This window comes from Streptomyces sp. AM 4-1-1 (genome assembly GCF_029167625.1).
Taxonomy (GTDB): Bacteria; Actinomycetota; Actinomycetes; order Streptomycetales; family Streptomycetaceae; genus Streptomyces.
In genome coordinates this window covers 603,270-627,733 of the sequence record NZ_CP119145.1, presented here as the reverse complement: position 1 = coordinate 627,733, position 24,464 = coordinate 603,270, and the positions used below count along the sequence as shown (strand labels likewise).

Here is a 24,464-nt window from a genome sequence, read left to right as displayed (position 1 = left end):
ATCGTCGGCGGGGGAAGGGGAGGGAGGGCACGGTCGGTCACACCGGTGCCGCGCTGCGACCCGCCCCGGGGGCCGTCGCCTCTTCACCGCTCCTTCTGGGCGTCATCGCTCGTTCTCGGCGGCGGCGCGGAGGCGGCCGTACTCCTCGGCCATCGTCCGGACGGTCCAGTGGGCGTTGAGACCACTGGGGTTGGGCAGTGCCCAGACGCGGGTGCCACCTATCGTCCGGTCCTGCGCGCCGATCTGTGCGCCGCGCTCTGCGAACGCGGTGCGGTAGGCGGTGACGCCCACCACCGCGAGCCAGCGCGGACGAAGCAGCTCGACCTTCGCGGCCAGGACCCGGCCACCCTCGCGGAACTCCTCGGCGTCCAGCTCGTCCGCCCGCGCCGTGGCCCGGGCGACCACGTTGGTGATGCCGAGGCCCGAGTCGAGCAGCAGGCCCTGCTCCGAGGGTTTCAGTCGTCTCGGTGTGAAGCCCGACAGATGGAGGACCGGCCAGAACCGGTTGCCGGGGTGGGCGAAATGATGTCCGGTGACAGCCGTTGTCAGGCTCGGGTTGATTCCGCAGAACAGCACCCGCAGGCCGTCCGCGACCACATCGGGAACGACGCGGTCGCGGGCGGCCAGGAGTTCTTCGGGGCTCATCCGGTGTCGGTCCGCGCGGCGCTCAGAGGATGGAGCCCGGCGCGTACCCGGCGGCCTGCGGGTGCTGCTTGACGATCTCCTCGATCCGGGAGACCACCGTGGTGACCTGGTCACCCGCCGCGCCGGTGAAGGACAGCTTGTCGTCCATCAACGTGTCCAGCTGGGCCCGGTCCAGCGGAATGCGGTCGTCGGCGGCCAGCTTGTCCAGCAGTTCGTTGCGTTCGGTGCCCAGCTCCCGCATGGCCAACGCCGAAGCCACCGCGTTCTCCTTGATTGCCTCGTGCGCGACCTCGCGGCCCACACCGGCCCGCACGGCGCCCATGAGTACCTTGGTGGTCGCGAGGAACGGCAGGTAGCGGTCCAGCTCCCGGGCGACCACGGCCGGGAACGCCCCGAACTCGTCGAGCACCGTCAGGAAGGTCTCCAGCAGACCGTCGAACGCGAAGAACGCGTCGGGCAGTGCCACCCGGCGGACCACGGAGCAGGACACGTCGCCCTCGTTCCACTGGTCGCCCGCCAGTTCACCGGTCATCGAGGCGTAACCGCGCAGGATCACCATCAGGCCGTTGACCCGCTCGCAGGAGCGGGTGTTCATCTTGTGCGGCATCGCGGACGAGCCGACCTGGCCGGGCTTGAAGCCCTCGGTCACCAGCTCGTGCCCGGCCATCAGACGGATCGTCTTCGCGACCGACGACGGCGCCGCTGCCAGCTGCACGAGCGCGGTCACCACGTCGTAGTCGAGCGAGCGCGGATAGACCTGACCGACCGAGGTGAACGCCTGCGCGAAACCGAGATGCCCGGCGATGCGCCGCTCAAGGGCGGCGAGCTTCCCCGTGTCGCCACCCAGCAGATCGAGCATGTCCTGGGCCGTACCGACCGGGCCCTTGATGCCACGCAGCGGATAGCGGACCAGCAGATCCTCCAGCCGGCCGTACGCCACCAGAAGCTCGTCGGCGGCCGTGGCGAAGCGCTTGCCGAGGGTGGTCGCCTGCGCGGCGACGTTGTGGGAACGGCCGGCGATGACGAGTTCGCCGTACTCACCCGCCAGCTTTCCGAGCCGGGCCAGCACCGCCACCGTGCGGTCGCGCATCAATTCGAGGGACAGCCGGATCTGGAGCTGTTCGACGTTCTCAGTGAGGTCCCTGGAGGTCATGCCCTTGTGGACCTGCTCATGACCGGCGAGAGCGTTGAACTCCTCGATCCTGGCCTTCACGTCGTGCCGGGTGATCTTCTCGCGCTCGGCGATGGAGACCAGGTCGACCTGGTCGACGACCCTCTCGTAATCGGCGAGCGCGCTGTCCGGCACCTCGATCCCGAGGTCCTTCTGAGCGCGCAGCACCGCCAGCCACAGCTGACGTTCCAGCTTCACCTTCTGCTCGGGGGACCAGAGGACGGCCAGCTCCGTGGAGGCATAGCGGCCGGCCAGGACATTGGGGATGCGAGGCTTCGCAGACACAGCAGTCACGTGTCCGGAGTTTACCGGGCGTCCATAGGGGTTCCGAACCGTCCACATGGTGTAGGGACCACCAGGTCAGAGGCCATTCGTCAGCCCCACCGCATCAGGTTTGCGAGATGCGTGTGAGAGGACGAGGCAGGCCGGCGCCATCACAGCAGATCCCCGGGACGTCTTGAGTCAGCCCGCACGGATCAGGGCGTACAGGTCAAGTCGCACAGGTCAAGATCTTGCTCTGTTCGTGAAAGCGAATCGTTCTGTCCCGGGCCGTGCCCTGCGGGCGCCGGCTGGGCTTCAGATCCGGCGATCCGGCGGGGTGGGGAAGGTCAGGAGAAGGATTCGATGTACTCCTCGGGCTCTCCGAGGTCGGGTCCGGCACGCAGTTCCACATGGTCGCCGAAGCGCTCCAGTTCCAGCAGGGTCAGGCGGTTGGCGCCCGGCGCGACCAGAGGCGCCGGTACGTAGAGCGTGGCCTGGGGGCCGAGGTTCCAGTACCGCCCGAGCAGGAAGTCGTTGATCCACACGAAGCCCTTGCCGAAGTCCGGCAGGGTGAGGAAGGTGTCGCCGCTTCCCTCGGCGTCGAAACGCGCGGTCGCGAACCCGGATGTCCCCTGACCTCCGGCCGCCGTCGCCCGCTCCAGGTCGTCCGGCGCCCATTCGTCGAGCGGCAGCGGGAACATGGTCCAGTTGTGCACCAGACGGCGTTCGACGCGTACTCCGCCGAGGATGCCTTTGCCCTGTCCCAGGAGTGGCCCGTAGTTGATGCGCCCCTGGTTCTCGAGCAGGAGTTCAAGGCGGACCGGTTGCCCGGCGCCCTCCAGGGTCAGTGAGGCCGTCTCGCGTGCCAACACCCCGACGGCCGCGCCGTCCACGAAGACCTGGACCCGGTCGTGCAGACCGGTCACCGTCAGTTCGGTCAGGCCGGGCGGGAGCACGGGGTGGGCGCGGTAGAGGACGAGCCCGGAGGACTGGCCGAGCTGTCCGAAGGACAGCGGATGGGGTGAAGCGACCGTGCCGGAGACGGCTTCCAGGGCGGTGAGCAGTCCGGACTCCGGGGTCACCGGCAGCGACCGGGGGGCCAGCAGAGGCCGTGAGGGCGGCAGGGGGCGCGGCGGGGCGTCCGTGGCGGCCAGCAGCTTCTCACGGAAGGCGTGGAACTTCGGTGTCAGTGCGCCGTGTTCGGCGACCGGCGCGTCGGAGTCGTAGCTCGTTACGGTGGGCTGGAGAGCGCCGTCGGCGTGGTTGGCGCCGGCCCACAGGCCGAAGTTGGTGCCGCCGTGCGCCGGATAGAGGCTGACGGAGCCGCCGTCGGCGAGGATCTCCGCCAAGGTGTCGGCGGCGCTCTCGGCGGAGCGTGTGTGGTGCCGCTCGCCCCAGTGGTCGAACCACCCGTTCCAGAATTCCGCACAGACGAACGGCTCCCCGTCCCGGCGCGTACGCAGCAGCGCGGCCGCCTGGTCGGCGCGGGAACCGAGGGTGGCGGTGGCGAGGACGCCGGGCAGCGTCCCTCCGTCGAGCATCAGCGTGGTGGGGCCGTCGGCGGTGTAGAGCAGCTCGGTGACGCCGCGTCGGACGAGGGCGTCGCGCACCCATTCCATGTAGGCGTGGTCGTCGCCGTAGCTTCCGTACTCGTTCTCCACCTGGACGGCGACGACGGGGCCGCCGCGGGACGCCTGGAGAGGAATGATCCTGGGGAGGAGGACGTCGAACCAGTGGGCGACCTCCTCCAGGTAGGGGGCGTACGAGGAGCGCAGCCGCATGCCGGGACGGTCGGTGAGCCAGGCGGGCAGGCCCCCGTTGTCCCACTCGGCGCAGATGTACGGGCCGGGCCGGACGATCACGTCGAGGCCGGTCTCCTGGGCCGTGCGCGCGAAGCGCTCGATGTCCTGCCAGCCGTCGAAGCGGCGGTCACCGGGGCGCCGTTCGTGGAAGTTCCAGGCGATGTAGGTGTCCACGGTGTTCAGGCCCATGGCAGCCAGGCGTTCCAGCCGGTCGCGCCAATGGTCGGGGTGGACGCGGAAGTAGTGCATGGTGCCGGCGAGGACCTGGTGCGGTCGGCCCGCTCGCCGCAACTCGCCCTCGGCGTATGTCAGAAGGGCCTGCGAAGAGGTACCGGGTGTGGGTGTCACTTGACGGCTCCCGCGGTCATTCCCGCGCGCCAGAAGCGCTGCAGGGAGACGAAGGCGATGATCAGGGGGATGACGGAGATCAGTGAACCGATGACGACCAGAGGCGCCGGTACGGCGACGCCGTGGCTGGCGTTCCAGCCGACGAGGCCGACGGTGACGGGCTGGAGCCGGTCGTCGCTGAGCACCATGGCGGGCAGCAGGTAGTTGTTCCAGATGTCGACGAACTGGAAGAGGAAGATCGTCACCAGGGCCGGGAGCATCATCGGCAGCGCGACGGTGCGGAAGATACGGAACTCGCTCGCCCCGTCGAGGCGGCCGGCCTCGATGACCTCGTCCGGTACGGACTGGGTGGCGAAGACACGGGCGAGGTAGACGCCGAACGGGCTGACGACGCTCGGAAGCAGCACGGCGAGCGGATTGTCGATCAGGCCGATGCCGGAGAACATCAGGTACAGCGGGAGGGTGAAGAGGATCTTGGGGATCAGCACGGCGGCGAGTACCACGCCGAACAGCACGTTCCTGCCGCGGAACCGGTATGTGGCCAGGAGGTGGCCGGCCATGGCCGACAGCAGGGTGCCTACGAGCGCGCCGATGCCGCAGTAGAGGACGCTGTTGAGCATCCAACGCCAGAAGATGCCGTCGTTCTGCGCGGTCAGTCGGCCGATGTTGCCGAACAGGTCGAACCCGTCGAACCACAGCCCGTTGCCGCTGAACTGCCGTCCGAAGGGCTTCGTGACGGAGACCAGCAGCCACCACAGGGGGAAGAGGAAGTAGACGCTGGAGACCAGCAGGAGGGACAGCGTGAGGCCACGGCTGGCCATGGTCGTCCCGCGCTTCGCTCCGCGGGGGCGGGAGGCGTCTGGTATGTCGGTGGCGCTCATGCGTTCTCACCCCGGCTGGTCAGCTTGAAGAAGACGAAGGACAGTACGCCGACCGCGACGGCCAGCACGACCGACTGGGCAGCCGCGTAGGGGTAGTTGCCGGCGGCCACGGCGGCCTGGGCGGACATGATCGGGGTGAAGGTCGAGGAGATCGCGCCGCTGGAGATGGGCTGGAGGACCGCGGGCTCGTTGAACAGCTGCGCCGAGCCGATGATGGAGAACACCGTGGTGAGGACGAGGGAGCTGCGTACGGCCGGGATCTTGATGTTCCACGCGATCCGCAGGGCGGACGCGCCGTCCATCTTGGCGGCTTCGAGCACCTCGGCGGGGATCGTCTGCAGCGCGCTGTAGATGATGATCATGTTGTAGCCGGTCCAGCTCCACGTGACGATGTTCGCCACGGACCACAGGACGGCGCCGTTCGCGAAGAACGGGATGTGGACACCGAGTGGTTCCAGCAGATGATTGATCGGGCTGGACTCGGAGGAGTACATGAAGGACCAGACCAGGGCCGCGCTGACGCCGGGGATGGCGTAGGGCAGGAAGGCGCCGAGCCGGAAGAACCCCTTGGCCCTGGCCGACCTGGAGTCCAGGAGCAGGGCGAGACCCAGGGCCAGGCCGAGCATCAGCGGTACCTGTACGACGGCGAAGAGGCCCACGCGGGCGAGCCCGGCCAGGAAGTCGTGGTCGCCGAAGGCCTGCGCGAAGTTGTGCAGCGGCTCGAACCGCCTGGTCGGCGGGGCGAGGCCGAGGCCGGAGCGCTTGACGACGAAGAGACTGCTCACGGTCGCGTAGAGAAGCGGGGCGATGTACATCGCCGCGAAGAGGACGGCGAACGGTCCGCCGAAGAGCAGCAGGGTACGTCGGCCGAGTGCCGTCTCACGCCCGCGTCGCCCGCCGGGCAGTACGGCATGCTTCGGTGCTGCGGCGGTCTGCTCCGCCGTGCCGGTTGGTCTCACGAGTTCTCTTCCGAATCGGGGCTGTGCGGGTATCGGCGGCCGGGCGGGCTCGTCCTGACCGGCCGCCGGTTGTCGTGCGTGGCTACTCGGCGACCTTCAGACCCTGGTTCTTCAGCTCGGCGACCGTCTTGGTCCGGGCCGTCACCAACGCGTCCTTGAGGGTGCCCTTGCCGGCCCAGGCCTTGCCCAGTGCGTCGTCCAGGTCGGTGGTGGTCTTGGTCATGATCGGACCCCAGGTCCAGCCGGGGGTGACGTCGGCCGCCGCCCTGGCGAAGACGTCGTAGATCGGCTGTCCCCCGAAGTAGGGGTCCTTCCCCTGAAGTTGGGGCAGATCCAGCAGTGCGACGGCGGCCGGGTACAGCGACGCCTTGGTCACCAGGTCGCCGTAGGCGGTGCGGTCGGTGCTCAGCCAGTGGGCGAATGTCCAGGCCGCGTCGGTGGACTCGCAGCCCTTGAGGACGGCGGTGGCCGAGCCGCCCGCGTTGCCCACGGCCTTCTCTCCGGCCTTCCACTGCGGCATCGGGGCCACGGCCCAGTCGCCCGCGCCGTCCTTCACGCCGCCCTTGATCACGCCGGCCTGCCAGACGGCCCCGACGACGGTCGCGATGTTACCGTTGCCAAGACCCGCGTACCACGCCTGGTCGTACATGGGGGCACCGCTGATCAGGCCCGCGTCCACGAGCCCCTGCCAGTAGGCGGCCACCTTCTGGTTGGCCTCGGAAGCCAGGTCGACCTTCCACGAGTCGCCCTTCACCCCGAACCAGCTCGCGCCCGTCTGCCAGGACAGGCCCGCGTAGTCGTAGTTCAGGTAGGGCGAGGAGATGTAGCGGTGCGGGTCGGAGGCGTGGATCTTCTGGGCCTGCTCCTGGTACTCGCTCCAGGTCGCCGGGGGCTTCAGTCCGAGCGAGTCGTAGACCTTCTTGTTGTAGAACAGCGCCATCGGGCCGGTGTCGACGGGCGCCCCGTAGACGGCGTCCCCCAGCCGGACGGACTGCCAGGCAGCCGGCTGGAAGTCCGACTCATCGCCTTCGGCCTGCTCGTGCACGTCCTGGAGCGCGCCCTGCGCGGCGAAGCTGGAGAGAGTCTCGTACCCCACCTGGGCCAGACAGGGGGCATTGCCCGCCTGGACCGCGTTCAGCATCTTCTGGTACCCGCCCTTGGCCCCGGGCTGTACCTCCTGGTACGTGACCTTGATGTCCGGGTGGCTCTTGTTGAACGCCTTGACAGCGTCCGCGTAGCCGGGCGACCAGCCCCAGAACGTGAGCTCCTTCGACGATCCGGAGCCCTGGTCCCCCTCGGTGGACGAGCAGCCGGCGAGCGCCAGCGCGAGCGCCGCGACCGCGGCGGTCGCGACGGTTCCAGTACGGGATGCCTTCATGGCCCCTCCTTGTGTGCGTGGGCGGACCGGTCCGCGGGAACGCCGGTGGGTCAGCTGCGAGATCGCTCCGCAACGAGGGCGGCCCAGGCCGTCGTCCTCGCAGGTATGGCCGGAACTATGGCAGAGAATGTTATCGATGCCAATAGTTCCGAGGAGATTCGCTTGACCACATGATCTGCGGCATGGTGCCGCTATCATTCGCCCAGACACCCTGAGAGAGGAGGCAGGACGCATGGGCACAGCCATGGGCGAGGGAGAAGCCAGGAAGCCGCCGGGCATGACCGACGTGGCGCAGGCCGCGGGAGTCTCGCCGCAGACGGTCTCGCGGGTGCTGTCCGGCCATGTCAACGTGCGCGCCGAAACCCGCGCGCGCGTACTCGCCGCCGTCGAACGCCTCGGTTACCGCAAGAACAGCGCGGCCCAGATCCTGTCGTCGGGACGCAGCCGGACGATCGGCGTCGTCAACCTGCAGACGGCGTTCTACTCACGCCTCAACCTGACCTTCGGCATCGAGAACGCCGCGCGCGCGGCCGGGTATTCGGTCTCCATCGCCTCCACCGCGTCGCTGGACACCTCCGCCGTCGAGGCGGCACTCTCGCGGCTGGCCGACCAGAGCGTCGAAGGCGTCATCCTGGCCATCCCGCTGATCCACGTCAGCCCGCGCATCGAGCAACTGACGGGTTCGCTCCCCACCGTGACGGTCGACGGGTCGCGCACGCCCGCGTCGGAAGTCGTGGCGGTCGACCAGTCGCAGGCGGCCCGGCTCGCCACGCGCCATCTGCTCGACCTGGGCCACGAGACCGTCTGGCACGTGTCGGGCCCCGGCGAATGGCTCGACGCCGTCAATCGAATCCATGGCTGGCGCGAGACGCTCGAAGCTCAGGGCCGTACCGTCCCACCGATACTGAAGGGCGACTGGTCACCCTCTTCCGGCTACCGCAACGGCCTGATCCTGGCCCGCATCCCGGAAGTGACCGCGGTGTTCGCCGCGAGCGACGAAATGGCGTTCGGTGTCATCCGGGCCCTGCACGAGCTGGGGCGACGCGTCCCGCAGGACATCTCCGTCATCGGTGTGGACGACATCGCCCTGGCCGAGTACTGCTCGCCCTCGCTGACCACAGTGGCTCAGCCCTTCGAGGAGATGGGCGCGCTCGCGGTCGGCCATCTGCTGCGGCACATCAACGACCCCGGAGCGGCACACGAACCCGCCTCGGTCGAACCGGAGCTCGTCGTCCGCGCCAGCACCTCGCCCGCGCGCGAGAAGGCCGGCGAGCACTGAGCGCGCGGTGGTACGCCGGGGTCCTGGGCGCGGTGCGCTCGGCCCCGGCGTACCACCGTCCGTCGTGGTGCGGTCGGCTCGGTCAGCCGATCGTCCACTGCCGCAGGGGCGAGTCGGTGTCGGGCTGCTGGGTCACCGGGGCTCCGTCGGTGGAGGAGCCCGCGGCGAGGACCAGTCCGCTGCTGACCGACGCGACGGTGTAGGTGCCGTTCGCCCGCAGGCTCACTGTCCAGCGCTGGTTGCTGCCCCCGGTGCAGGTCCACTGGATCACCTTGGCGCCTGCCGCGGTGGATCCACCGTCGACGTCCGCGCACAGGCCGGACTCGGTGTTGGCGATCCGGTAGGAACCGTCGGACTGCTGCGTGAACCTCCAGCTCTGGTTGGCGCCACCGCTCGGGCTCCAGGTGATGAGCGGGGTGCCGGGGGTGGTGCTGTGGTCAGGGTCGTCGAGTGCCTTGCCGCCGGTGAAGAGCGTCCGGGTGCCGGTGAGGACGGGGGCCACCGACCAGGTGAACGAGGCTGATCCGCGGGTCGTGCCGGACGAGGCGGTGACCGTGACGGTGGACGCCCCGGGTGTGGTGGGCGTTCCGGAGATCAGCCCCGAGGGGTTGATCGACAGGCCGGCCGGCAGACCGGTGGCCGTGTAGGTCAGCGCCCCTCCGGCGGAGTCGGTGCCGTCGATCCGCAGGCCGACGGCCTTGCCCACGGTGCTGGACTGGTCACCGGGCTGGTTGACGGTGACCCGCTTCGGTGCGGGACCGGTGGACGAGAGGGTCAGGGCCTGCTCGCCCGCCGTGCGCGAGCCGCCGACCGTGCCGCCGGTGGTGTCGCTCCAACCGCGGGTGGGAGTGGTCTCGGCGAGACGGCCGGAGGCGCCGGACATTCCGATGACGAGGCCGCTGTAACGGTTGACGATCCTGTACGTGCCGGTGGGGCTGCCGTCCGAGGCGGAGGCCCCGGGGATGACGAACCACTGCTGCCCCACGTCCGGGCCGCCGGTGCCGGCCGCGGTGACGGTGGGCCTGGTGCCCCAGGCGCGGGCGGTGTTGGACGTGGAGCCGACGCCGAGCAGTTGTCCGGTGCCGGCGTTGGAGATGCGGTACGAGCCGTCGCTGTTGGAGGTGAAGATCCACGACTCCAGGCCGGAACCGGTGGCCGACGCCAGGGAGGTGGTGGCGGAGCCGCCGGAGACCTGGGCGAGGACACGGCCCCCCGCGGAGGAGATCCGGTAGGCCCGGGTGGTGTCGACGGGCGCGGCGGCCGCGGAGGTGTTGACGGTGAGGTTGGTGTACTCGCTGGATGAGCCGTCCGAACAGCCGAAGGAACAGTAGGACCGGAAGTTCTTGCCGACGATTCCGGAGCTCGTCCTGTTCACCCCGTCGAGGAACCAGCGGTACCACGAGGCGTTGGTGTAGGTGCCGGTGTCTCCGAGGAGGAACCACTTCTGCTCGGCGAGGTTGTCGGTGGCGTAGATCTGCTGCGGCGCCGACCCGCTCTGGTCCACGGCCTGGGGCTGGCCGATGTACAGGCCCAGATGCGCGTTGTAGGTGATGTCCATGACGAACAGGGGCGAGGTGGGCGGCATCGTGCCGGCGGCGACCTGCTGGCTCACCGTGCCGCTGTTGCGCGGGTCGTACTCGCCCGAAACGGGGGTGTACCCCGTGGTGTTCGATGAGCCGACGGGCACCATGTTGCTTTCCCGACCGCCGACACCGGGCTCGGACCAGGCGCCGTCGTACCACTTCTGCCATGTGCCGGGCGCCATCTTGCCGGACATCGGGGCACGGGCCACATGGGCGTGGAAGGCCTTCCAGCCGCCGCCCTTCTCGACGACCCGCGAACCGTAGTAGGCGTAGAAGTAGCCCGAGGCGGTGTCCACGAACAGGCGCGGGTCGCCGTCACCGTAGTGGTAGGTCTGCTGCGGGAAGGCGGTGGTGTTTCCCCGCGTCGTGCTGTACGGCGAGGTGATCACGTGGTTCTTGATCGCCCAGGTGCGGCCCTGGTCCTTGGAGACCGCGTAGTCGATGCCGTCGAAGTGGACACCGTCGCCGAAGGGCTGCGGGGTGAACTCGTTGTGCACCAGGCCGTACCAGTCACCGGTGTCCGGGTCGACCCAGACGCCCGCGAGATCGCAGTAGTTCTTCTGCGCGTAACTCGAACCCGCCGGGGCCTGGGTGGACTTGAGGCCGGTGGGGCTGTTGTTGCAGCGCCATGTGGTGTCGTTGTTGCGGTTCTTGGAGTTCGCGGGGTCGACGGCGTCACTGATCGCGCCGGAGCGGACGGTCGTGTCGAAATTCGCGCCCGTGAAGAAGTCCCAGGTGCGGGAGTCATTCGCACCGTAGAGAGCGTGGGCCTGCTGGAAGTAGAACGTGCCGTCCTTGTCGATGTATCCGGCGGCCGGGGTGTCGTCGGGATGGGTCCAGGAACCCTTCGACCCGACGGAGACGGTATAGGTGGCGTCAGGCGAGCCGGCCGACGCAGGTGCCGCTGTCAACTGGCTGCTCGCCACCACGGCGAGGGCCGTGGTGGCGAGCAGGCCGACCAGTCTTCTCTTCAGGGTTGCCACAGGTACAGGTACTCCGTTTCTTGATGGAGCCACGACTGAGCGGGGCGGGGGCCCGTCGGGCGACGCCTTCCTCGGCATGGGACGCCCGGAGCGTGTACACCCGGAATGCCGGCGAAGCCGACGCGTGGCGCGGACGGAACGCCCGGTCGGACACCGTGAAAGCCGGTCCGGCCGACCACGCCTTCCCGCGACCGTCCGCGTATCAGGGGCCGCGTGAGGCCACAGCCCCGCCGTCCCGTCCTGCCGCGCCGGGCTCGTCGGTCAGCTGAAGGTATGGCGTCCGCGATCGGTAAAACAAGAGGTGCGTGCAATATTTTGCGCATCGAAGCGGTTAAACGCGCTGTTTCGAGCATGCGTGATGGAGTATTGCGCGTCATTACGAGGGTTCGTGCAGGCGGGTCCCGGTCGGGCGGTTCGTCCGGTTCCGGACGTCGTGGCTCCGGACAGCCGCGGAAGCCCTTCGGCGCGGGACCGAAGGGCGGCAGGTGGTTGTGGCCGTGTGCTCCTCGGCTCACGCCGTCACCCCGGAACACCGGAGCGTACGGATGACGCGTCTCGCCACGGCCCCGACCTGGGCACCGCGGCCCCGGGCCGCCTTCGGGCCGTCGCTCTCCCGGCCCACCCGGCGAGGGAGCACCACAGGAGTGTCCGGCTTCCCTCCGGACTGCGGGTGGCGACCACGGTCGTGTCCGGGGGATGCCGTCCCGGGCGGGGACGGAGGACGACCGGTGCGGGCGCGGTCGGTCAGGGTGGGGTCCCGCGCCCGCAGCGGGGTCAGTGACCCGCGAGCACGCGCAGGAGTCGCGCCACCTCCGCCGCGACGGCGTCCCGTGCGGGGCCGAGGTACGTACGGGGGTCGGCCGTGGCGGGGTGGGCGGTGAGGTGGTCGCGCACGGTCCGGGTGAACACCTGGTTGAGGTGCGTGGACACGTTCACCTTGGTCATGCCGGCCGCGACCGCCCTGGCGAGGTCCGCGTCGGCCACCCCGGACGAGCCGTGGAGGACGAGGGGAACGCCGACAGCGGCCCGTAGCCGTGCGATGAGCTCGAAGTCGAGGACGGCGTCGCGGGTGAGCATGGCGTGCGAGCTGCCGACGGCCACGGCGAGGGCGTCGACGGCTGTCGCCTCGACGTAGGACGCCGCCTCCCCGGGATCGGTGCGGACACCCGGGGCGTGTGCGCCGTCCTTGCCACCGACCTCGCCCAGCTCCGCCTCGATCCACACGTCCGCGCGGTGGCAGTAGTCCGTGATCTCCCGGGTGGCCTGCACGTTCTCGTCGTACGGGCGCCTGGAGGCGTCGAACATGACGGATGTGAAACCGAGGGCGACGGCCTCGCGGACCAGGTCGGTCGATTCGGCGTGGTCGAGGTGGACAGCGACCGGAACGCGTGCGTCACGGGCGATGGCGAGAGACGCGAGTCCGATGGGCGCGAGCGATCCGTGGTAACGAGCGGTGTTCTCGCTGATCTGGAGGATGACCGGGAGTCCCGCGCTCTCCGCTCCCGCGACGATGGCCTCGGCGTGTTCGATCTGTACGACGTTGAAGGCGCCGACGCCCGAGGTTGCGGAGTACGCGGGTTCTATGAGCTCGTCAGTGGTCGACAGGGGCATGGGTTCTCTCCACGGGAACGGACGTACGGAACTGGTGGTAGAGGCCGGCGTCGACGTCGCCGGCCAGGGGACAGGCCACGGCGGCGGCCGAGAGCGCCACGGCTTCACGCAGGATGACCGGCCACGGCTCGGCGGCGAGGAGCCCGGCGGCGATCGCCGCGACGCAGGCGTCCCCGGCTCCCGTCGGGTTCCCGGCCATCCGCCGAGGAGGGGTGGCGCGCCAGGTCCCCTCGGGCGTGACGGCATGGAGCCCGTCCGGGCCGAGTGACGCGACGACGCTTCCGGCGCCGAGTTCCCGCAGGGATTCGGCGGCAGTTGCCGGGTCGTCGTGGCCGGTGGCCTCGGTCAGCTCCGCCGCGTTGGGTTTGACCACGGTGGGGTGTGCGCCGAGGGCCGCGAGGAGGGTCGGCCCGCCGGCGTCCACGATGGTCAGGGCTCCGGCGCCGTCGGCCAGACGGGTGAGCCGTGCATACGCGTCGGCCGGTACCCCGGGAGGAAGGCTGCCGGCCAGGACGACGACCTGGGCGTCTCGTACCAGACGGGTGAACCGTGCGACGAAGTCCGTCCACGCCGCCGTGCCGACCTGAGGTCCGGACTGGTTGAAGACGGTGGCATCGCCGTCCTCGCGCGACACCACGGCGACCGTGCGTCGCGAGTCGCCCTCCATGGGCACCAGTTCGTCGGTCAGCCGCGCAGCGTGCAGATCGTCCCGTATCGCACGGCCGGTCGGCCCGCCCACGAGACCGGTGACGACGGCGGGGAGTCCCAGCGTGGACAGGACGCGTGCGACGTTGACGCCCTTGCCTCCCGCTCGGGAGAAGGATTCGCCGACGCGGTGCGAGGCGCGCGGGACCAGGGCATCGACGTGGTAGGTGATGTCCAGAGCCGCGTTGAGCGTGACGGTGAGGATCATGACGTCGCCACCCGCGCCCCCTCCAGGGGGCGCCGAGCGGAACTCGCCTCCACCGCGTCCCACGCGGTGAGCCCGGCCCCCAGGCATCCCGCCATGTCTCCGAGCGCGGCGCGGACCAACTCGGGTCGCCGCTGGAACGTCAGCCGCCGGGCGAGGGAGGCCCGCAGCGGATACATCAGCAGACCACCGGCTTCGGCGAGGCCACCGCCGAGCACGACGATCTCGGGTGTGAGCAGCGTCGTCACCGTCGCCAACGCGGTGGCCAGGGACTCGACCGCCCGGTCCCAGACGAACCGGGCGTCCGGATCGCCCTGTGCGAGCATCGCCGCCACCGGGGCGGCCCCTTCGACCCGGCGGCCGGAGCGCGCGCTGTACGCCGCACCGATCGCCATGGCCGAGGCGACCGTCTCCAGACAGCCCCGTGCTCCGCAGGAGCACGGCTCCCCGCCGGGTTCCACGACGACATGGCCGAGTTCGCCCGCGTAGCCGTGTGCCCGGACCGGGCGTCCGTCGCGGAGGACGGCCGCGGAGATGCCGGTGCCGATGGGGACGAAGCAGGCGTCCCGCACGCCCCTGGCCGCGCCGAGGCGGCATTCGGCCGCTCCGCCGGCCCGTACGTCGTGCCCCAGTGAGACGGTCAGGCCCGAGGCGTCTTCGAGCAGGGCGGCGAGTGGCAGGTCACGCCAGCCGAGGTTGGCCGAGTGGACGGCAGTCCGGGTTTCCTCGTCGACGATGCCGGGGACCACCACCCCCGCTCCGCGCACGGTCAGCCCGCGCGCGGCGGCACTCCTGTCGAGGTCGCGCAGAACGGCGCCGATCCCGGCGATCACCGCGTCCGGACCCGACCGGCGGGGTGTCGTCGTGCGCACGGTTCTCAGCGTCTTCAGGTCGCGGTCGAGCAGGGCCCCCTTCATGCCGGTGCCGCCCACGTCCAGTGCGATGACGCAGTCGGCGCCGTGGGTGCCGTCACGCATCGCGGCTCTCGAGGATCACGGAACGGGTCAGGTTGCGCGGGCGGTCGGGGTCGCAGCCCCGCGCCTCCGCGAGCCGGACGGCCAGCCGCTGGGCCAGGACGAGGTCCGCCAGCGGGTCGAGATCGTCGGGGCGGTTGCCGGAGCCGGCGACGAACGTGCCTCCCACCCGGGCGACTTCGGCGGCCAACCCCGACGGGACCGGACCGAAGACCCAGGTGACGCGGCCGGGACCGGCGATGCTGATGGGGCCGTGCCGGTATTCCATGGCCGGGTACGCCTCGGTCCACGCCCCCGCGGCCTCGCGCATCTTCAGGCCCGCCTCCAGCGCCAGGCCGTAGGTCCAGCCGCTGCCGAGGAAGGTGAACTGCTCGGCAGCGCTCACCGCGGCGTCCAGGTCCACCGCGATCGCCCGCCGGGCGTCGGCCGCCGCCCGCTCGATCGGACGCACACCGTCCGGCAGCGCTCCGGACGCCTCCAGGTGGGCGCGCAGCAAGGCCAGAGTGGTGGTGGCGAACCGGGTCTGCACCACCGACTCCTCGTCGGCGAAGTCGAGCACGGCGACACCGTCGGCCGCCCGCATCACGGGAGTCTCCGCGTCGGCGGTGATCGCCCCGGTCTGCGCGGTGCCCTTGACCCGGGCCAGGACCTCCAGGACCTCGGTCGTGGTACCGGAGCGGCTGATCGCCAGCACGCGGTCGTACCGGCGCCCGTGCGGGAATTCCGAGGCGGCGAAGGCGTCCGTCTCACCGTGGCCGGCACGCTCACGGAGTTCCGCGTAGGCCAGGGCCATGAACCAGGAGGTTCCGCAGCCGACCACGGCGACACGCTCGCCACGGCGCGGCAGGACGTCCGAGAACAGATCGAGTGAGTCCCTGGCCCGCAGCCAGGTGTCCGGCTGCGAGGCGATCTCGACGGCGGTACGGGAAGACGCGGTGGTGGACATACGGAATGGCTCCTCGGAAGGACGGGCCCATGACGGGCGCACCCTGATCTCGATGCACGAAAATGCTCGAACGCTGCCTTGTTCAAGCAGTATGGAGCATATTTGATGCGAGCAGTATGGCGGAACGGCGGCTCGCGGTCCAGCGGGCCGGGGCAGGCGGCCGTCGGGCGAGGAGCCCCTGAGCTGCGGGCTCCTCCGCGCACGCGTTACGCTCCCCACTCGTCGACGAGACGCCCCACAGGTACACCTGGGGCGCTCGCGTGCGTGGAACGAGGGTCAAGGAGCTCCGACACATGTCCAAACATGAGCGGTGGAACGCGCTGCTGGAGCTGCTGGCGACCGAGGGCAGACTGGAGGTCGACGAGACCGCCGCCACCCTGGAGGTCTCACCCGCGACCGTCCGGCGGGACTTCGACGAACTCGCGGAGCAGAAGATGCTCGTCCGGACGCGCGGCGGTGCCATCGCGCACGGCGTCTCCTACGAACTGCCCCTGCGGTACAAGTCCTCCCGGCACGCCTCGGAGAAACAGCGCATCGCCGTCGCCGTCGCCGAACTCGTCGGCGAGGGAGACGTCGTGGGGCTCAACGGCGGAACGACCACCACCGAAGTGGCCCGAGCGCTGGCACTGCGGGCTGGCGGAGGGCGACGCAACGCGGCCGACGCCCCGGCACCCCTGCTCACCGTCGTCACCAACGCGCTCAACATCGCGGGCGAACTCGCCGTGCGGCCCCAGGTCAAGATCGTGGTCACCGGCGGCGTGGCCCGCCCCCAGACCTACGAGCTCGTGGGTCCGTTGACGGCCGGCGTGCTGAAGGAGGTCGTGCTCGACGTGGCCGTCCTGGGGATCGACGGGCTCGACCCCCAGCTCGGCGTGATGGCCCATCAGGAGGACGAGGCCGGCATCAGCAGGCTGTTCGCCGAACGCGCGCAGCGCGTCGTCGTGGTCACCGACTCGTCGAAGCTGGGGAAACGGGCCTTCGCCCGGATCTGCGGGCTCGACGACATCGACGTCATCGTCACCGACTCCGCTGTGCCCTCCGACATGGCCGCCCGCCTCACCGACCTCGGCATCAAGGTGATCGCGGTGTGACGGACCGCCGTCGACGCCGACGGGCTCCCGAGCGGCCGGACGGGCCCCGGACGGGGCCGGACCGCTCCGCACGCCGGAAGGGTCCCGGGGCGACGGCGTCCCGGTATGTCATGGCCGCCCACCGCGGACCTGGTCGCGGGACCAGGCGCCGAGCACGGGGACACAGCGTTCGGCGAAGTGCTCGAAGTCGGCGGCCGTGTTGTACACATGCGTCGAAAGGCGCAGATAGCCGACGCCCCCGAAACTGGTGAAGGCCGCCGCGACCCCCAACTCCCGCGCCACCCGGTCCCGCAGCGCGTCGGCCTCCGCGCGAGTCGCGGCCAACGGCGCGGGAATCCGCACCAGCCGGAGTGCGCTGACCGGCATGCCCACACGGACGGCGCAGTTCTCCCCGGTCAGGTCGGAGAACGCCGCACCGATGATCCGCTCCGCGTAGTCGGCGAGTTCACGCATATAGCCGCGGGCCGCCTCCCACCCCCAGGTGTCCTCGATGAAACCGAGGGCGGTGGGCGTGGCGAGGTAGCTGGTGACGTCGACGGTCCCCTGGGTGTCGAAGCGGTCGGGGAACGGCTCGCGGGCTCCCCAGGAGTCGATCAGCGGATGGAGGCCGTCGCGCAGTCCGGTGCGCGCCACCAGCGCCGCGGTGCCGCGCGGGGCGCAGCCGAACTTGTGCAGATTGCCGACCCAGAAGTCGCAGGAGAGGCCGGCGAGGGGCTCTTCGGCCAGTCCGGGCACGTGCGCCCCGTCCACGAGGGTCGGGATGCCGCGTCTGCGGGCTTCGGCGGTGATCCGCGCGACCGGCATCCGGCGGGCGGTCGCGGATGTGATGTCGTCGATGACGAGGAGGCCGGTCGCCTCTCCCAGCGCCCCGACGACGCATGCGTAGGCGGTGTCGGCGTCCGCGTCGAGCGGCACGTGGGCCGTGCGTGTCCGGCCGCCCCAGCGCCGGGCCAGGCGCTCGGCCCCCATGGTCACGGCGCCGTAGCCGTGATCGGTGACCACGACGTCGCCGCCGGGTCGCGCGGGGGTTCCGGCGTAGACGACGCTCGCCCCCGCGCTGGCGTTGGGCACGAGGGCCAGATCGTCGACGGGCACCCGTAGGAAGCCGGCGATCGCGCTCCGCGCGGCCGCGACTCTCCGGGGCAGCGCGGGAAACCACTCCACGGGGGAGGCGTCCATCTGCCGGCGCAGCCGGTTCTGCTCGTCCTGGGCCAGGAGCGGAACCGCCCCGAACGACCCGTGATTCAGGTGTGTGATCGCCGGATCGAGCGACCAGGCAGCGGCGGCGGGGCGGCCGTCGGCCAGTTCGAGGGGAAGCGGTGGAGTGGGGACACGTGTCGTACGCATGGGGCTCCGAACGGGCTGGGCAGGAACGATCGGCCGACCGGGGCAGCGCGGTCCTGCGGTGCGCCACCCGGAGACGATGAGATTTGCGCGCGAGTAGCTTACTTCGATCATTTGCGAGCATGCCTTGATCGTCTTCTGATCAGGTGTCGTGGTACGGCGCTCGTCACCCGGTACCGGCCGGACCCACTCCGCACGGGCCGCACCCCGCGAAGGAGCGTCGAGCTGAGCGCGACCGGATCATGCGGTCCGGAAGCGGGGCCGCGGCTTCGGAGTCGACGGCCGGGGTGGGCCACCGGTCCGGCGGCCGGACGGTGAACGCGGGCCGGGGTCTACGGGCCCGGTACCTCGTACGGCAGCAGCTCGGCGCGTTTGGCCGGGCGCCCGTCGCCGGACGACCGGCCCGTGAGCCGCCGCCCGATCCACGGCACCAGGTGTTCCCGCGCGAAACGGACGTCCTCGGCACGTCGCGTCGCCCATCTGGCCGGCACGGCGGCCGGCAGCGGGGCCCGCCAGTCCTCCTCCGGCGGCAGCCCCAGCGTCTGCCACACGGCCTCGGCGACCCTGCGGTGCCCCTCGTCCGTCAGATGCAGCCGGTCGACGCCCCACATCCGCGGATCGCCCAGCACGGGCGCCCCGTACAGGTCGACCACCAGCGCCCCGTACCGGCCCGCGAGGTCGTCGACGACGGAGAACAACTCCTCCATCCGCGGGCGGAAACGCTCCATCACCGAGCCGTCGCGCCCCGGGCTGCGCATCAGGACGAGCGTCCCGCACGAAGGGGCGAGCCGTTCCACGGCTTCCTCCAGGCGTCCGCGCACCATGCCCATGTCGCACTTCGGCCGCAGCGCGTCGTTCAGCCCGCCGACCAGGGTGACCACATCCGCCCGCATGGCGGCCGCCACGCCCACCTGGTCGTCGACGATCTGGCCGATCAGCTTGCCGCGTACCGCGAGGTTGGCGTACTGGAACCCGGGCTCACGGGCCGCGAGGCGCGCGGCGAGAACATCGGCCCAGCCGCGGTACGAACCGTCCGGCAGCAGGTCCGACATCCCCTCGGTGAACGAGTCGCCGATCGTGACGAGACTGGTGTATGAGGCATTCATGTCCATGGCGGTGCGATCGTATCGCGGGCCCAGGGGCGTTCGGGAGGGAACGACGAGAGGGCCACCCCGCCGGTGCGGTCCTGCCCGTGCGCCCCCCGAAGCCCCTCGCGCGGTTCGCCGGAGGGGGACCGCGCGAGGGGCGACCCGTGTCAGAGCGCCTGCGGCCGGCCCACCAGCTCGCGCAGGACGTCCTCCATCGTGACCAGACCCGCCAGCCTGCCGTCGTCGGCGAGGACGGCCGCCAGGTGCGTACGGCTGCGGCGCATGGCCGTCAGCACGTCGTCGAGCGGGGTGGCGGCCCGGACCCGGGCGATGGGACGCATCGCCGTCACCGGGAACGGGAGATCGCGCGGCGTGGCGTCCAGGGCGTCCTTCACATGCAGATACCCCAGGATGCGCTCCTTGGCGTCCACCACCGGGAACCGCGAGAAACCGGACTCGGCGGAGAGCCGTTCCAACTGCTCGGGGGTCGTCCCGACCCTCGCGTACGTCACACGCCCGACGGGCATCACGACGTCGCGCACCGGGCGCCGGCCCAGTTCGAGGGCGTGGTGCAGCCGTTCGGCCGCCCGGTCGTCGACCAGCCCCGCCTCACCCGCGTCCCGCACGAGTCTGGCCAGTTCGTCGTCGGAGAAGGTGGCGGACACCTCGTCCTTCGTCTCCACCCGCAACATCTTCAGCAGCAGGTTCGCGAAGGCGTTGATCGCGAAGATCACCGGCCGCAGCGCCCGCGCCAACGCCACCAGCGGCGGGCCGAGCAGCAGCGCGGTGCGCACCGGTTCGGCCAGCGCGATGTTCTTCGGGACCATCTCGCCCAGCAGCATGTGCAGATAGGTCGCCGCGGTCAGTGCGATCACGAACGAGATGGGGTGGACCAGTCCGTGCGGCACACCGATCGTGCCGAAGACGGGCTCCAGCAGATGTGCGATGGCGGGCTCGGCGACGATGCCCAGCACCAGCGTGCAGAGCGTGATGCCGAGCTGGGCCGCCGCGAGCAGGGCAGAGACGTGCTCCAGACCCCAGATGACGCCGCGTGCCCTGCGGTCCCCGGCCTCGGCGGCCGGCTCGATCTGGCTGCGGCGTACGGAGATCAACGAGAACTCCGCGCCGACGAAGAAGGCGTTCACGACCAGTGTCAGCAGGCCGATGAAGAGCTGGACGGCGATCACCGGTCGTGCTCCGTCCAGTCGTCGGCGCCGGTGCCGGTGCCGGGCGGTGGTGCGTGCAGCAGGGCGCGGGCGGCGCGGCGTCCGGAGGCGTCCACCACGTCGATCCGCCACTCGGCCAGTTCGATCGTGTCACCCACGGTGGGAATGCGTCCGACCTCGGTGGCGATCAGCCCGGCGAGGGTCTCGTACGGACCGTCGGGCACGCGCAGTCCGATGGCCCTGAGCTGGTCGGTACGGGCGGCCCCGTCCGCCGACCACAGATGCCGTCCGTCGGCGTCCTCGCCGGCCGGCGCCAGGTCCGGGGTCTCGTGCGGATCGTGTTCGTCACGGACCTCGCCGACCACCTCCTCGACGATGTCCTCCAGCGTCACGACCCCGGCCGTACCGCCGTACTCGTCGATGACGACCGCCATGGCGAGCTTCCCCGACAGCCGGTCGAGCAGCCGGTCCACGGTCAGCGTCTCCGGGACGAGGACGGGTTCGCGCAGCATGTCCGAGACCCGTTTGCGGGACCTCTCCTCGGCCGGCACGGCGAGCACGTCCTTGATGTGCGCGACCCCGACGACGGTGTCGAGACTGCCCCGGTAGACGGGGAAACGGGACAGCCCGGTCGCCCGGGTCGCGTTGGCGACGTCCTCGGCCGTCGCCTGCGCGTCCAGGGCGGTGACCTGGACGCGCGGGGTCATCACGTTCTCCGCGGTCAGCTCGGCCAGATTGAGGGTGCGGACGAACAGCTCGGCGGTGTCCGCCTCCAGCGCCCCCTCCTTGGCCGAGTGCCGGGCCAGTGCCACCAGCTCCTGGGGGCTGCGGGCGGTGGCGAGCTCCTCGGCCGGTTCCAGACCGAAGCGGCGCACGATCCGGTTGGCGGTGTTGTTGAGGTGGCTGATGAAGGGGCGGAAGACGGCGGTGAACGCGCGCTGCGGGGTCGCGACCGCCTTGGCGACGGCCAGCGGCGAGGAGATCGCCCAGTTCTTCGGGACGAGTTCACCGACGATCATCAGGACCACGGTGGACAGGGCCGTGCCGATGACGAGCGCCAACGACGAGGCCACGCCCGGCGAAAGGCCGGTCGCCTCCACCGGTCCACGGATCAGGGCGGAGACGGACGGCTCGGAGAGCATGCCGACCACCAGGTTGGTCACGGTGATGCCGAGCTGGGCACCGGAGAGCTGGAACGTGAGACTGCGTACGGCCTTCAGGGCGCCGGCGGCGCCGCGCTCACCTCGCTCCACGGCCCGTTCGAGCTGGCCGCGCTCGACCGTGGTCAGTGAGAACTCCGCAGCGACAAAGGCTCCGCAGGCAAGGGAGAGCAGCACCGCCACGAGGAGCAGAAGCACTTCTGTCATCGGTTCACCTCCGTCCCATGATCGGGCAGGGACAGGGGGATCGCGCGGTGTCGACTACTGGGAGGCTCGCCCATGGGCGGACGCTCACACCTTTCGGGAGGATCGGTCGGACGAGAACCCATCGTAAAGGATCGGCAAAGTCCCCACTCCCTCGGAAGATCGCGTGCTCGGTCCCGGGCCGCTCTCCTGCCCCGTCCGGGCCCCGCTCACGCGGGCCGCGGTCCGTGGATGTGCCGGCGGGCGGCCCGGGACCGGGCCTGCTCGCCCCGAGAGGCGTGGGTGTACACGAAAGCGGCCGGTCAGATCGGTGCGGGCAGGACTCGCAAGTCTCGTCCGATGGGGAAGACTGAGCCCATGAGAGACATCGTCTTCACGCGCAGGAGCGGCTGGATCCCGCACGTGATCCGCGAGGACGGTGAGCTGAAGCTGACGCTCGGTGCCGGGGCCGACGCCAACCACGAGCCTCGCACGTTCACGTTCTCGATCGGGGAAGCTCATCTCGCGGTGATCCGGGAGGACCTGGCCAGACACCTCCTGCTGTGGAGCGCGGTCCTTCCGCTGTGCGACGCCGCCGGAACCCGGGGCCGGTTCGACGAGAGCGCTGCCGTCGCGCTCCTGGACCCGATCCTTCTCTCCGCGCGCGCGGACGTCGACGCGCTCTTCCAGCGCATCCGGTGGGACAGGGGTCGGCTCATCGCCCATGGGGCTGACATCGGTCTGCTCGAGCGCGGTCAGGTCTGCGCGGCGATGCGCACGGCGACAGAGGCGTCCAACGGGAAACGAGTTCAGGAGTACCCGGCGGACCGCCGTCGCGCCGAGCGCGGAGCGGTACCCGGTCCGCTCGACGCCGCGATTTTGATGTACACGGGCCAGTACCTGCACGGTGCGACGGTTCCGAGGAGGATGCCCGATGCCGTCGACCCCGCGCTGCTGCCCGAGGTCATGTGTGTGATCGCCACCGCGGAGCAGGCGTGCGCCGGGATACGGATCGGCCGCGATCCGCGCCGGGGAAAGCGCGCCACGGACAAGCGTGACTGGGATCGGATGGCGGCGACGGTCGACGCGGCCGTGCGCCGTGCACACCCTGAGCTCGTCGTCGACGCGGTGCGCACCGTGAGCTTCCTGATGTGCTCGGAGGCCGCGGACCGCTCCAGGAGCACGCCCATGGAGGACGAAGAGGCTGCCGGCGACCGCGCCGACTTCGGCGGGAGTGCGAGGAAGACGGCCCTGTCGTTCACCGACGACAGGGGCGTCGGGAAGAAGTGGCTCCCGGACAATCCCCGCACCGCCAGCGCGGCGTTCTGGGAGTTCGTCGGCGATCGCTCCGCCGCGGACAACGAAGTGTTCACCATCGAGGACGAGGAGAGGGGCGAAGGGATTCAGCTCCACTTCTACGCGGACTCCATCGCCCGGGTCACGACGGCGCACGAGGGCGAAGGCGGGTCGGATGCGCGGTACCGGGTCGAGTACAGCCTGGTCGACGGGATCGGCGGGTACCGGAACCTGGTGAGCGCCTTCGTCCGTGGCGGCTGCGCCGCACTCGAACAGCACGGCTCCTGGCTGTCGGATGCCGCTGAGTTCGAGCGCGCGCGCCGGCGGCGCGACGCCGAGTAGTCCTGGCGGAGCCCGCGCACACGTCGTCGGAAGGGCCCGTGAGAGAGCGGGTGGAGGAGTCCGCGCACTGGCCGACGCAGCCGGATGACCCGGCCGCATCGCTCGACCGGGACCCGGTCGGGCACTTCCGCCGGTTCCGGGCCGACACCGGGTACAACGACTCAACGGCTCGTGGGCCTTGCCCCTGGTCTGCCGCCACCTGATCGCGCACCGAGCCGGGTTCTTCCACTTCGCGGTCCCGGCCGTCTCCGTCACACGTTCCGCACGGTCGGAATCCACCAGGTGCTCCCCGCCCTGATCACGGCGGTCCTCGCTCGGGAACTCGCCCCGCAGGACGTCTTCCTCCCCTGAACGACCGGCAGGACGTCCCCGCCCCGCTTCCCTTGGGCGGCGCCTTCGAGCTGCGCCGCCTCCACGTCTGCCCCGGCATGCGCCTCCGGAGGCTGACCGCCACGGCGGCCCGAGCGGGGCGGGCCCGGCCGGGGGCCGAGCGGAGGACCCCTGCCGAACCTCCGTGGTACTCATGACCCATGAGCCAGTTCCGCGACTTCAACCTCAAGCTCCTTGTCATCGAGGAGCTCATGTACGGCCCCGAGCCGCTTCTCCCGGTCTACGACCTGCCCGCGCGGCTGGCCGAGCGGGGGATCGGCGACCCCGCGTCCTACGTCCTGGAGAACCGCCTCCACGCGGAGGTGCTGCCGGAGTCCCGGGCCCATTTCGAGGCCCTGGAGATTCCGGCCGAACTGCTCGCCCGCGTCGAGGAGCTGTGCTTCGACGCCGGGGCGGACGTCTTCCGGCACTGCGCCCCCGCCTGGGACGGCGAGGACGACCTGTTCGACGTCCGCTCGCTCAACGACCTCGCCCTGCTGCCCAACCTGCGGGAGGTCACCTTCGTGGAGGACGGCGTCCTGGCGGTGCCGGACGCGGCGCGGGTCTTCACCGCGCGCGGTATCGACACCGACTGAGCCCCGGCACCCGTCCGCCTCCCCGGCCGGGAAGGCCGCGCTCCGCCGCCACGCGGACGCGCTCCACCGCAAACGGCTCCGGCGCCCCGGGCCGCCCA

General features: G+C 70.7%; 19 protein-coding genes. 4 read left to right on the top strand and 15 right to left on the bottom strand.

Annotation, left to right across the window (positions count from 1 at the left end; all coding sequences use genetic code 11):
- Positions 1 to 102: 102 nt before the first annotated feature.
- The 6 genes from mug to PZB75_RS02400 all read right to left on the bottom strand — a co-directional run bounded on the left by mug (position 103) and on the right by PZB75_RS02400 (position 7,445).
- A complete protein-coding gene (gene mug / locus PZB75_RS02425) occupies positions 103 to 645 on the bottom strand; it encodes a G/U mismatch-specific DNA glycosylase (protein ID WP_275533626.1) in 543 nt (180 codons plus the stop codon).
- A 22-nt stretch (positions 646 to 667) separates the two neighbouring features.
- Positions 668 to 2,110 carry an adenylosuccinate lyase gene (purB, locus tag PZB75_RS02420; protein ID WP_275533625.1) on the bottom strand — a complete coding sequence of 481 codons (1,443 nt, stop codon included), beginning with the start codon at positions 2,108 to 2,110 and terminating at the stop codon, positions 668 to 670.
- A 314-nt stretch (positions 2,111 to 2,424) separates the two neighbouring features.
- Complete coding sequence (locus PZB75_RS02415; RefSeq protein ID WP_275533624.1) at positions 2,425 to 4,227, bottom strand: beta-galactosidase family protein; 1,803 nt, start codon at positions 4,225 to 4,227, stop codon at positions 2,425 to 2,427.
- Positions 4,224 to 5,108: a carbohydrate ABC transporter permease gene (locus PZB75_RS02410; protein ID WP_275533623.1), complete on the bottom strand. Its 885-nt coding sequence runs from the start codon at positions 5,106 to 5,108 to the stop codon at positions 4,224 to 4,226. Before PZB75_RS02410 ends, PZB75_RS02415 begins: the two co-directional genes overlap by 4 nt.
- The gene (locus PZB75_RS02405; protein WP_275533622.1) at positions 5,105 to 6,067 is read right to left on the bottom strand and encodes a sugar ABC transporter permease; all 963 of its coding nucleotides are present in this window, start codon (positions 6,065 to 6,067) and stop codon (positions 5,105 to 5,107) included. The genes PZB75_RS02410 and PZB75_RS02405 overlap by 4 nt, the downstream gene beginning before the upstream one ends.
- Positions 6,068 to 6,149: 82 nt before the next feature.
- Entirely contained in the window at positions 6,150 to 7,445 is a 1,296-nt protein-coding gene (locus PZB75_RS02400; protein WP_275533621.1) for an extracellular solute-binding protein, read from the bottom strand.
- Positions 7,446 to 7,677: 232 nt separating this feature from the next.
- Here PZB75_RS02400 and PZB75_RS02395 point away from each other — a divergent pair, with 232 nt between their 5' ends.
- Positions 7,678 to 8,724 (top strand): LacI family DNA-binding transcriptional regulator, encoded by a 1,047-nt coding sequence (locus PZB75_RS02395; protein ID WP_275533620.1) that lies wholly within the window; start codon positions 7,678 to 7,680, stop codon positions 8,722 to 8,724.
- Positions 8,725 to 8,806: 82 nt separating this feature from the next.
- On the opposite strand, the gene PZB75_RS02390 is transcribed toward PZB75_RS02395, so the two are convergent.
- From PZB75_RS02390 to PZB75_RS02370, 5 genes are all read right to left on the bottom strand, one after another.
- Positions 8,807 to 11,290, bottom strand: a complete 2,484-nt coding sequence (locus PZB75_RS02390; RefSeq protein ID WP_275533619.1) for an RICIN domain-containing protein — start codon at positions 11,288 to 11,290, stop codon at positions 8,807 to 8,809.
- A 774-nt stretch (positions 11,291 to 12,064) separates the two neighbouring features.
- Entirely contained in the window at positions 12,065 to 12,901 is an 837-nt protein-coding gene (locus PZB75_RS02385; RefSeq protein WP_275533618.1) for a class II fructose-bisphosphate aldolase, read from the bottom strand.
- Entirely contained in the window at positions 12,882 to 13,814 is a 933-nt protein-coding gene (locus PZB75_RS02380; RefSeq protein WP_275533617.1) for a hexose kinase, read from the bottom strand. Before PZB75_RS02380 ends, PZB75_RS02385 begins: the two co-directional genes overlap by 20 nt.
- Positions 13,811 to 14,788: an ROK family protein gene (locus PZB75_RS02375; RefSeq protein ID WP_275533616.1), complete on the bottom strand. Its 978-nt coding sequence runs from the start codon at positions 14,786 to 14,788 to the stop codon at positions 13,811 to 13,813. Before PZB75_RS02375 ends, PZB75_RS02380 begins: the two co-directional genes overlap by 4 nt.
- Complete coding sequence (locus tag PZB75_RS02370; RefSeq protein WP_275533615.1) at positions 14,781 to 15,731, bottom strand: SIS domain-containing protein; 951 nt, start codon at positions 15,729 to 15,731, stop codon at positions 14,781 to 14,783. Before PZB75_RS02370 ends, PZB75_RS02375 begins: the two co-directional genes overlap by 8 nt.
- Before the next feature lie 293 nt (positions 15,732 to 16,024).
- Here PZB75_RS02370 and PZB75_RS02365 point away from each other — a divergent pair, with 293 nt between their 5' ends.
- On the top strand, positions 16,025 to 16,822 hold the full coding sequence (locus tag PZB75_RS02365; protein WP_275533614.1) for a DeoR/GlpR family DNA-binding transcription regulator: 798 nt from the start codon (positions 16,025 to 16,027) through the stop codon (positions 16,820 to 16,822).
- A gap of 108 nt (positions 16,823 to 16,930) precedes the next feature.
- Here the strand turns inward: PZB75_RS02365 and PZB75_RS02360 are convergent, their stop codons facing one another.
- The 4 genes from PZB75_RS02360 to PZB75_RS02345 form a co-directional block, all read right to left on the bottom strand.
- Positions 16,931 to 18,169 (bottom strand): aminotransferase class V-fold PLP-dependent enzyme, encoded by a 1,239-nt coding sequence (locus PZB75_RS02360; RefSeq protein ID WP_275533613.1) that lies wholly within the window; start codon positions 18,167 to 18,169, stop codon positions 16,931 to 16,933.
- Positions 18,170 to 18,498: 329 nt separating this feature from the next.
- A complete protein-coding gene (locus PZB75_RS02355; RefSeq protein WP_275533612.1) occupies positions 18,499 to 19,278 on the bottom strand; it encodes an SGNH/GDSL hydrolase family protein in 780 nt (259 codons plus the stop codon).
- Positions 19,279 to 19,421: 143 nt separating this feature from the next.
- Entirely contained in the window at positions 19,422 to 20,441 is a 1,020-nt protein-coding gene (locus PZB75_RS02350; RefSeq protein WP_275533611.1) for a hemolysin family protein, read from the bottom strand.
- Positions 20,438 to 21,787, bottom strand: a complete 1,350-nt coding sequence (locus PZB75_RS02345) for a hemolysin family protein (protein ID WP_275533610.1) — start codon at positions 21,785 to 21,787, stop codon at positions 20,438 to 20,440. Before PZB75_RS02345 ends, PZB75_RS02350 begins: the two co-directional genes overlap by 4 nt.
- A 354-nt stretch (positions 21,788 to 22,141) precedes the next feature.
- On the opposite strand from PZB75_RS02345, the gene PZB75_RS02340 reads away from it, so the two are divergent.
- The gene (locus PZB75_RS02340; protein ID WP_275533609.1) at positions 22,142 to 23,401 is read left to right on the top strand and encodes a DUF6357 family protein; all 1,260 of its coding nucleotides are present in this window, start codon (positions 22,142 to 22,144) and stop codon (positions 23,399 to 23,401) included.
- Positions 23,402 to 23,931: 530 nt separating this feature from the next.
- Entirely contained in the window at positions 23,932 to 24,366 is a 435-nt protein-coding gene (locus PZB75_RS02335) for a hypothetical protein (RefSeq protein WP_275533608.1), read from the top strand.
- Positions 24,367 to 24,464: the final 98 nt, after the last annotated feature.

Excerpts from the sequence above, each read along its gene's own strand:
- mug (WP_275533626.1), bottom strand. The coding sequence starts at position 645 with ATGAGCCCCGAAGAACTCCTGGCCGCCCGCGACCGCGTCGTTCCCGAT.
- PZB75_RS02410 (WP_275533623.1), bottom strand. The coding sequence starts at position 5,108 with ATGAGCGCCACCGACATACCAGACGCCTCCCGCCCCCGCGGAGCGAAG.
- PZB75_RS02400 (WP_275533621.1), bottom strand. The coding sequence starts at position 7,445 with ATGAAGGCATCCCGTACTGGAACCGTCGCGACCGCCGCGGTCGCGGCG.
- PZB75_RS02395 (WP_275533620.1), top strand. The coding sequence starts at position 7,678 with ATGGGCACAGCCATGGGCGAGGGAGAAGCCAGGAAGCCGCCGGGCATG.
- PZB75_RS02385 (WP_275533618.1), bottom strand. The coding sequence starts at position 12,901 with ATGCCCCTGTCGACCACTGACGAGCTCATAGAACCCGCGTACTCCGCA.
- PZB75_RS02380 (WP_275533617.1), bottom strand. The coding sequence starts at position 13,814 with ATGATCCTCACCGTCACGCTCAACGCGGCTCTGGACATCACCTACCAC.
- PZB75_RS02375 (WP_275533616.1), bottom strand. The coding sequence starts at position 14,788 with ATGCGTGACGGCACCCACGGCGCCGACTGCGTCATCGCACTGGACGTG.
- PZB75_RS02370 (WP_275533615.1), bottom strand. The coding sequence starts at position 15,731 with ATGTCCACCACCGCGTCTTCCCGTACCGCCGTCGAGATCGCCTCGCAG.
- PZB75_RS02365 (WP_275533614.1), top strand. The coding sequence starts at position 16,025 with ATGTCCAAACATGAGCGGTGGAACGCGCTGCTGGAGCTGCTGGCGACC.
- PZB75_RS02360 (WP_275533613.1), bottom strand. The coding sequence starts at position 18,169 with ATGCGTACGACACGTGTCCCCACTCCACCGCTTCCCCTCGAACTGGCC.
- PZB75_RS02355 (WP_275533612.1), bottom strand. The coding sequence starts at position 19,278 with ATGGACATGAATGCCTCATACACCAGTCTCGTCACGATCGGCGACTCG.
- PZB75_RS02345 (WP_275533610.1), bottom strand. The coding sequence starts at position 21,787 with ATGACAGAAGTGCTTCTGCTCCTCGTGGCGGTGCTGCTCTCCCTTGCC.
- PZB75_RS02340 (WP_275533609.1), top strand. The coding sequence starts at position 22,142 with ATGAGAGACATCGTCTTCACGCGCAGGAGCGGCTGGATCCCGCACGTG.
- PZB75_RS02335 (WP_275533608.1), top strand. The coding sequence starts at position 23,932 with ATGAGCCAGTTCCGCGACTTCAACCTCAAGCTCCTTGTCATCGAGGAG.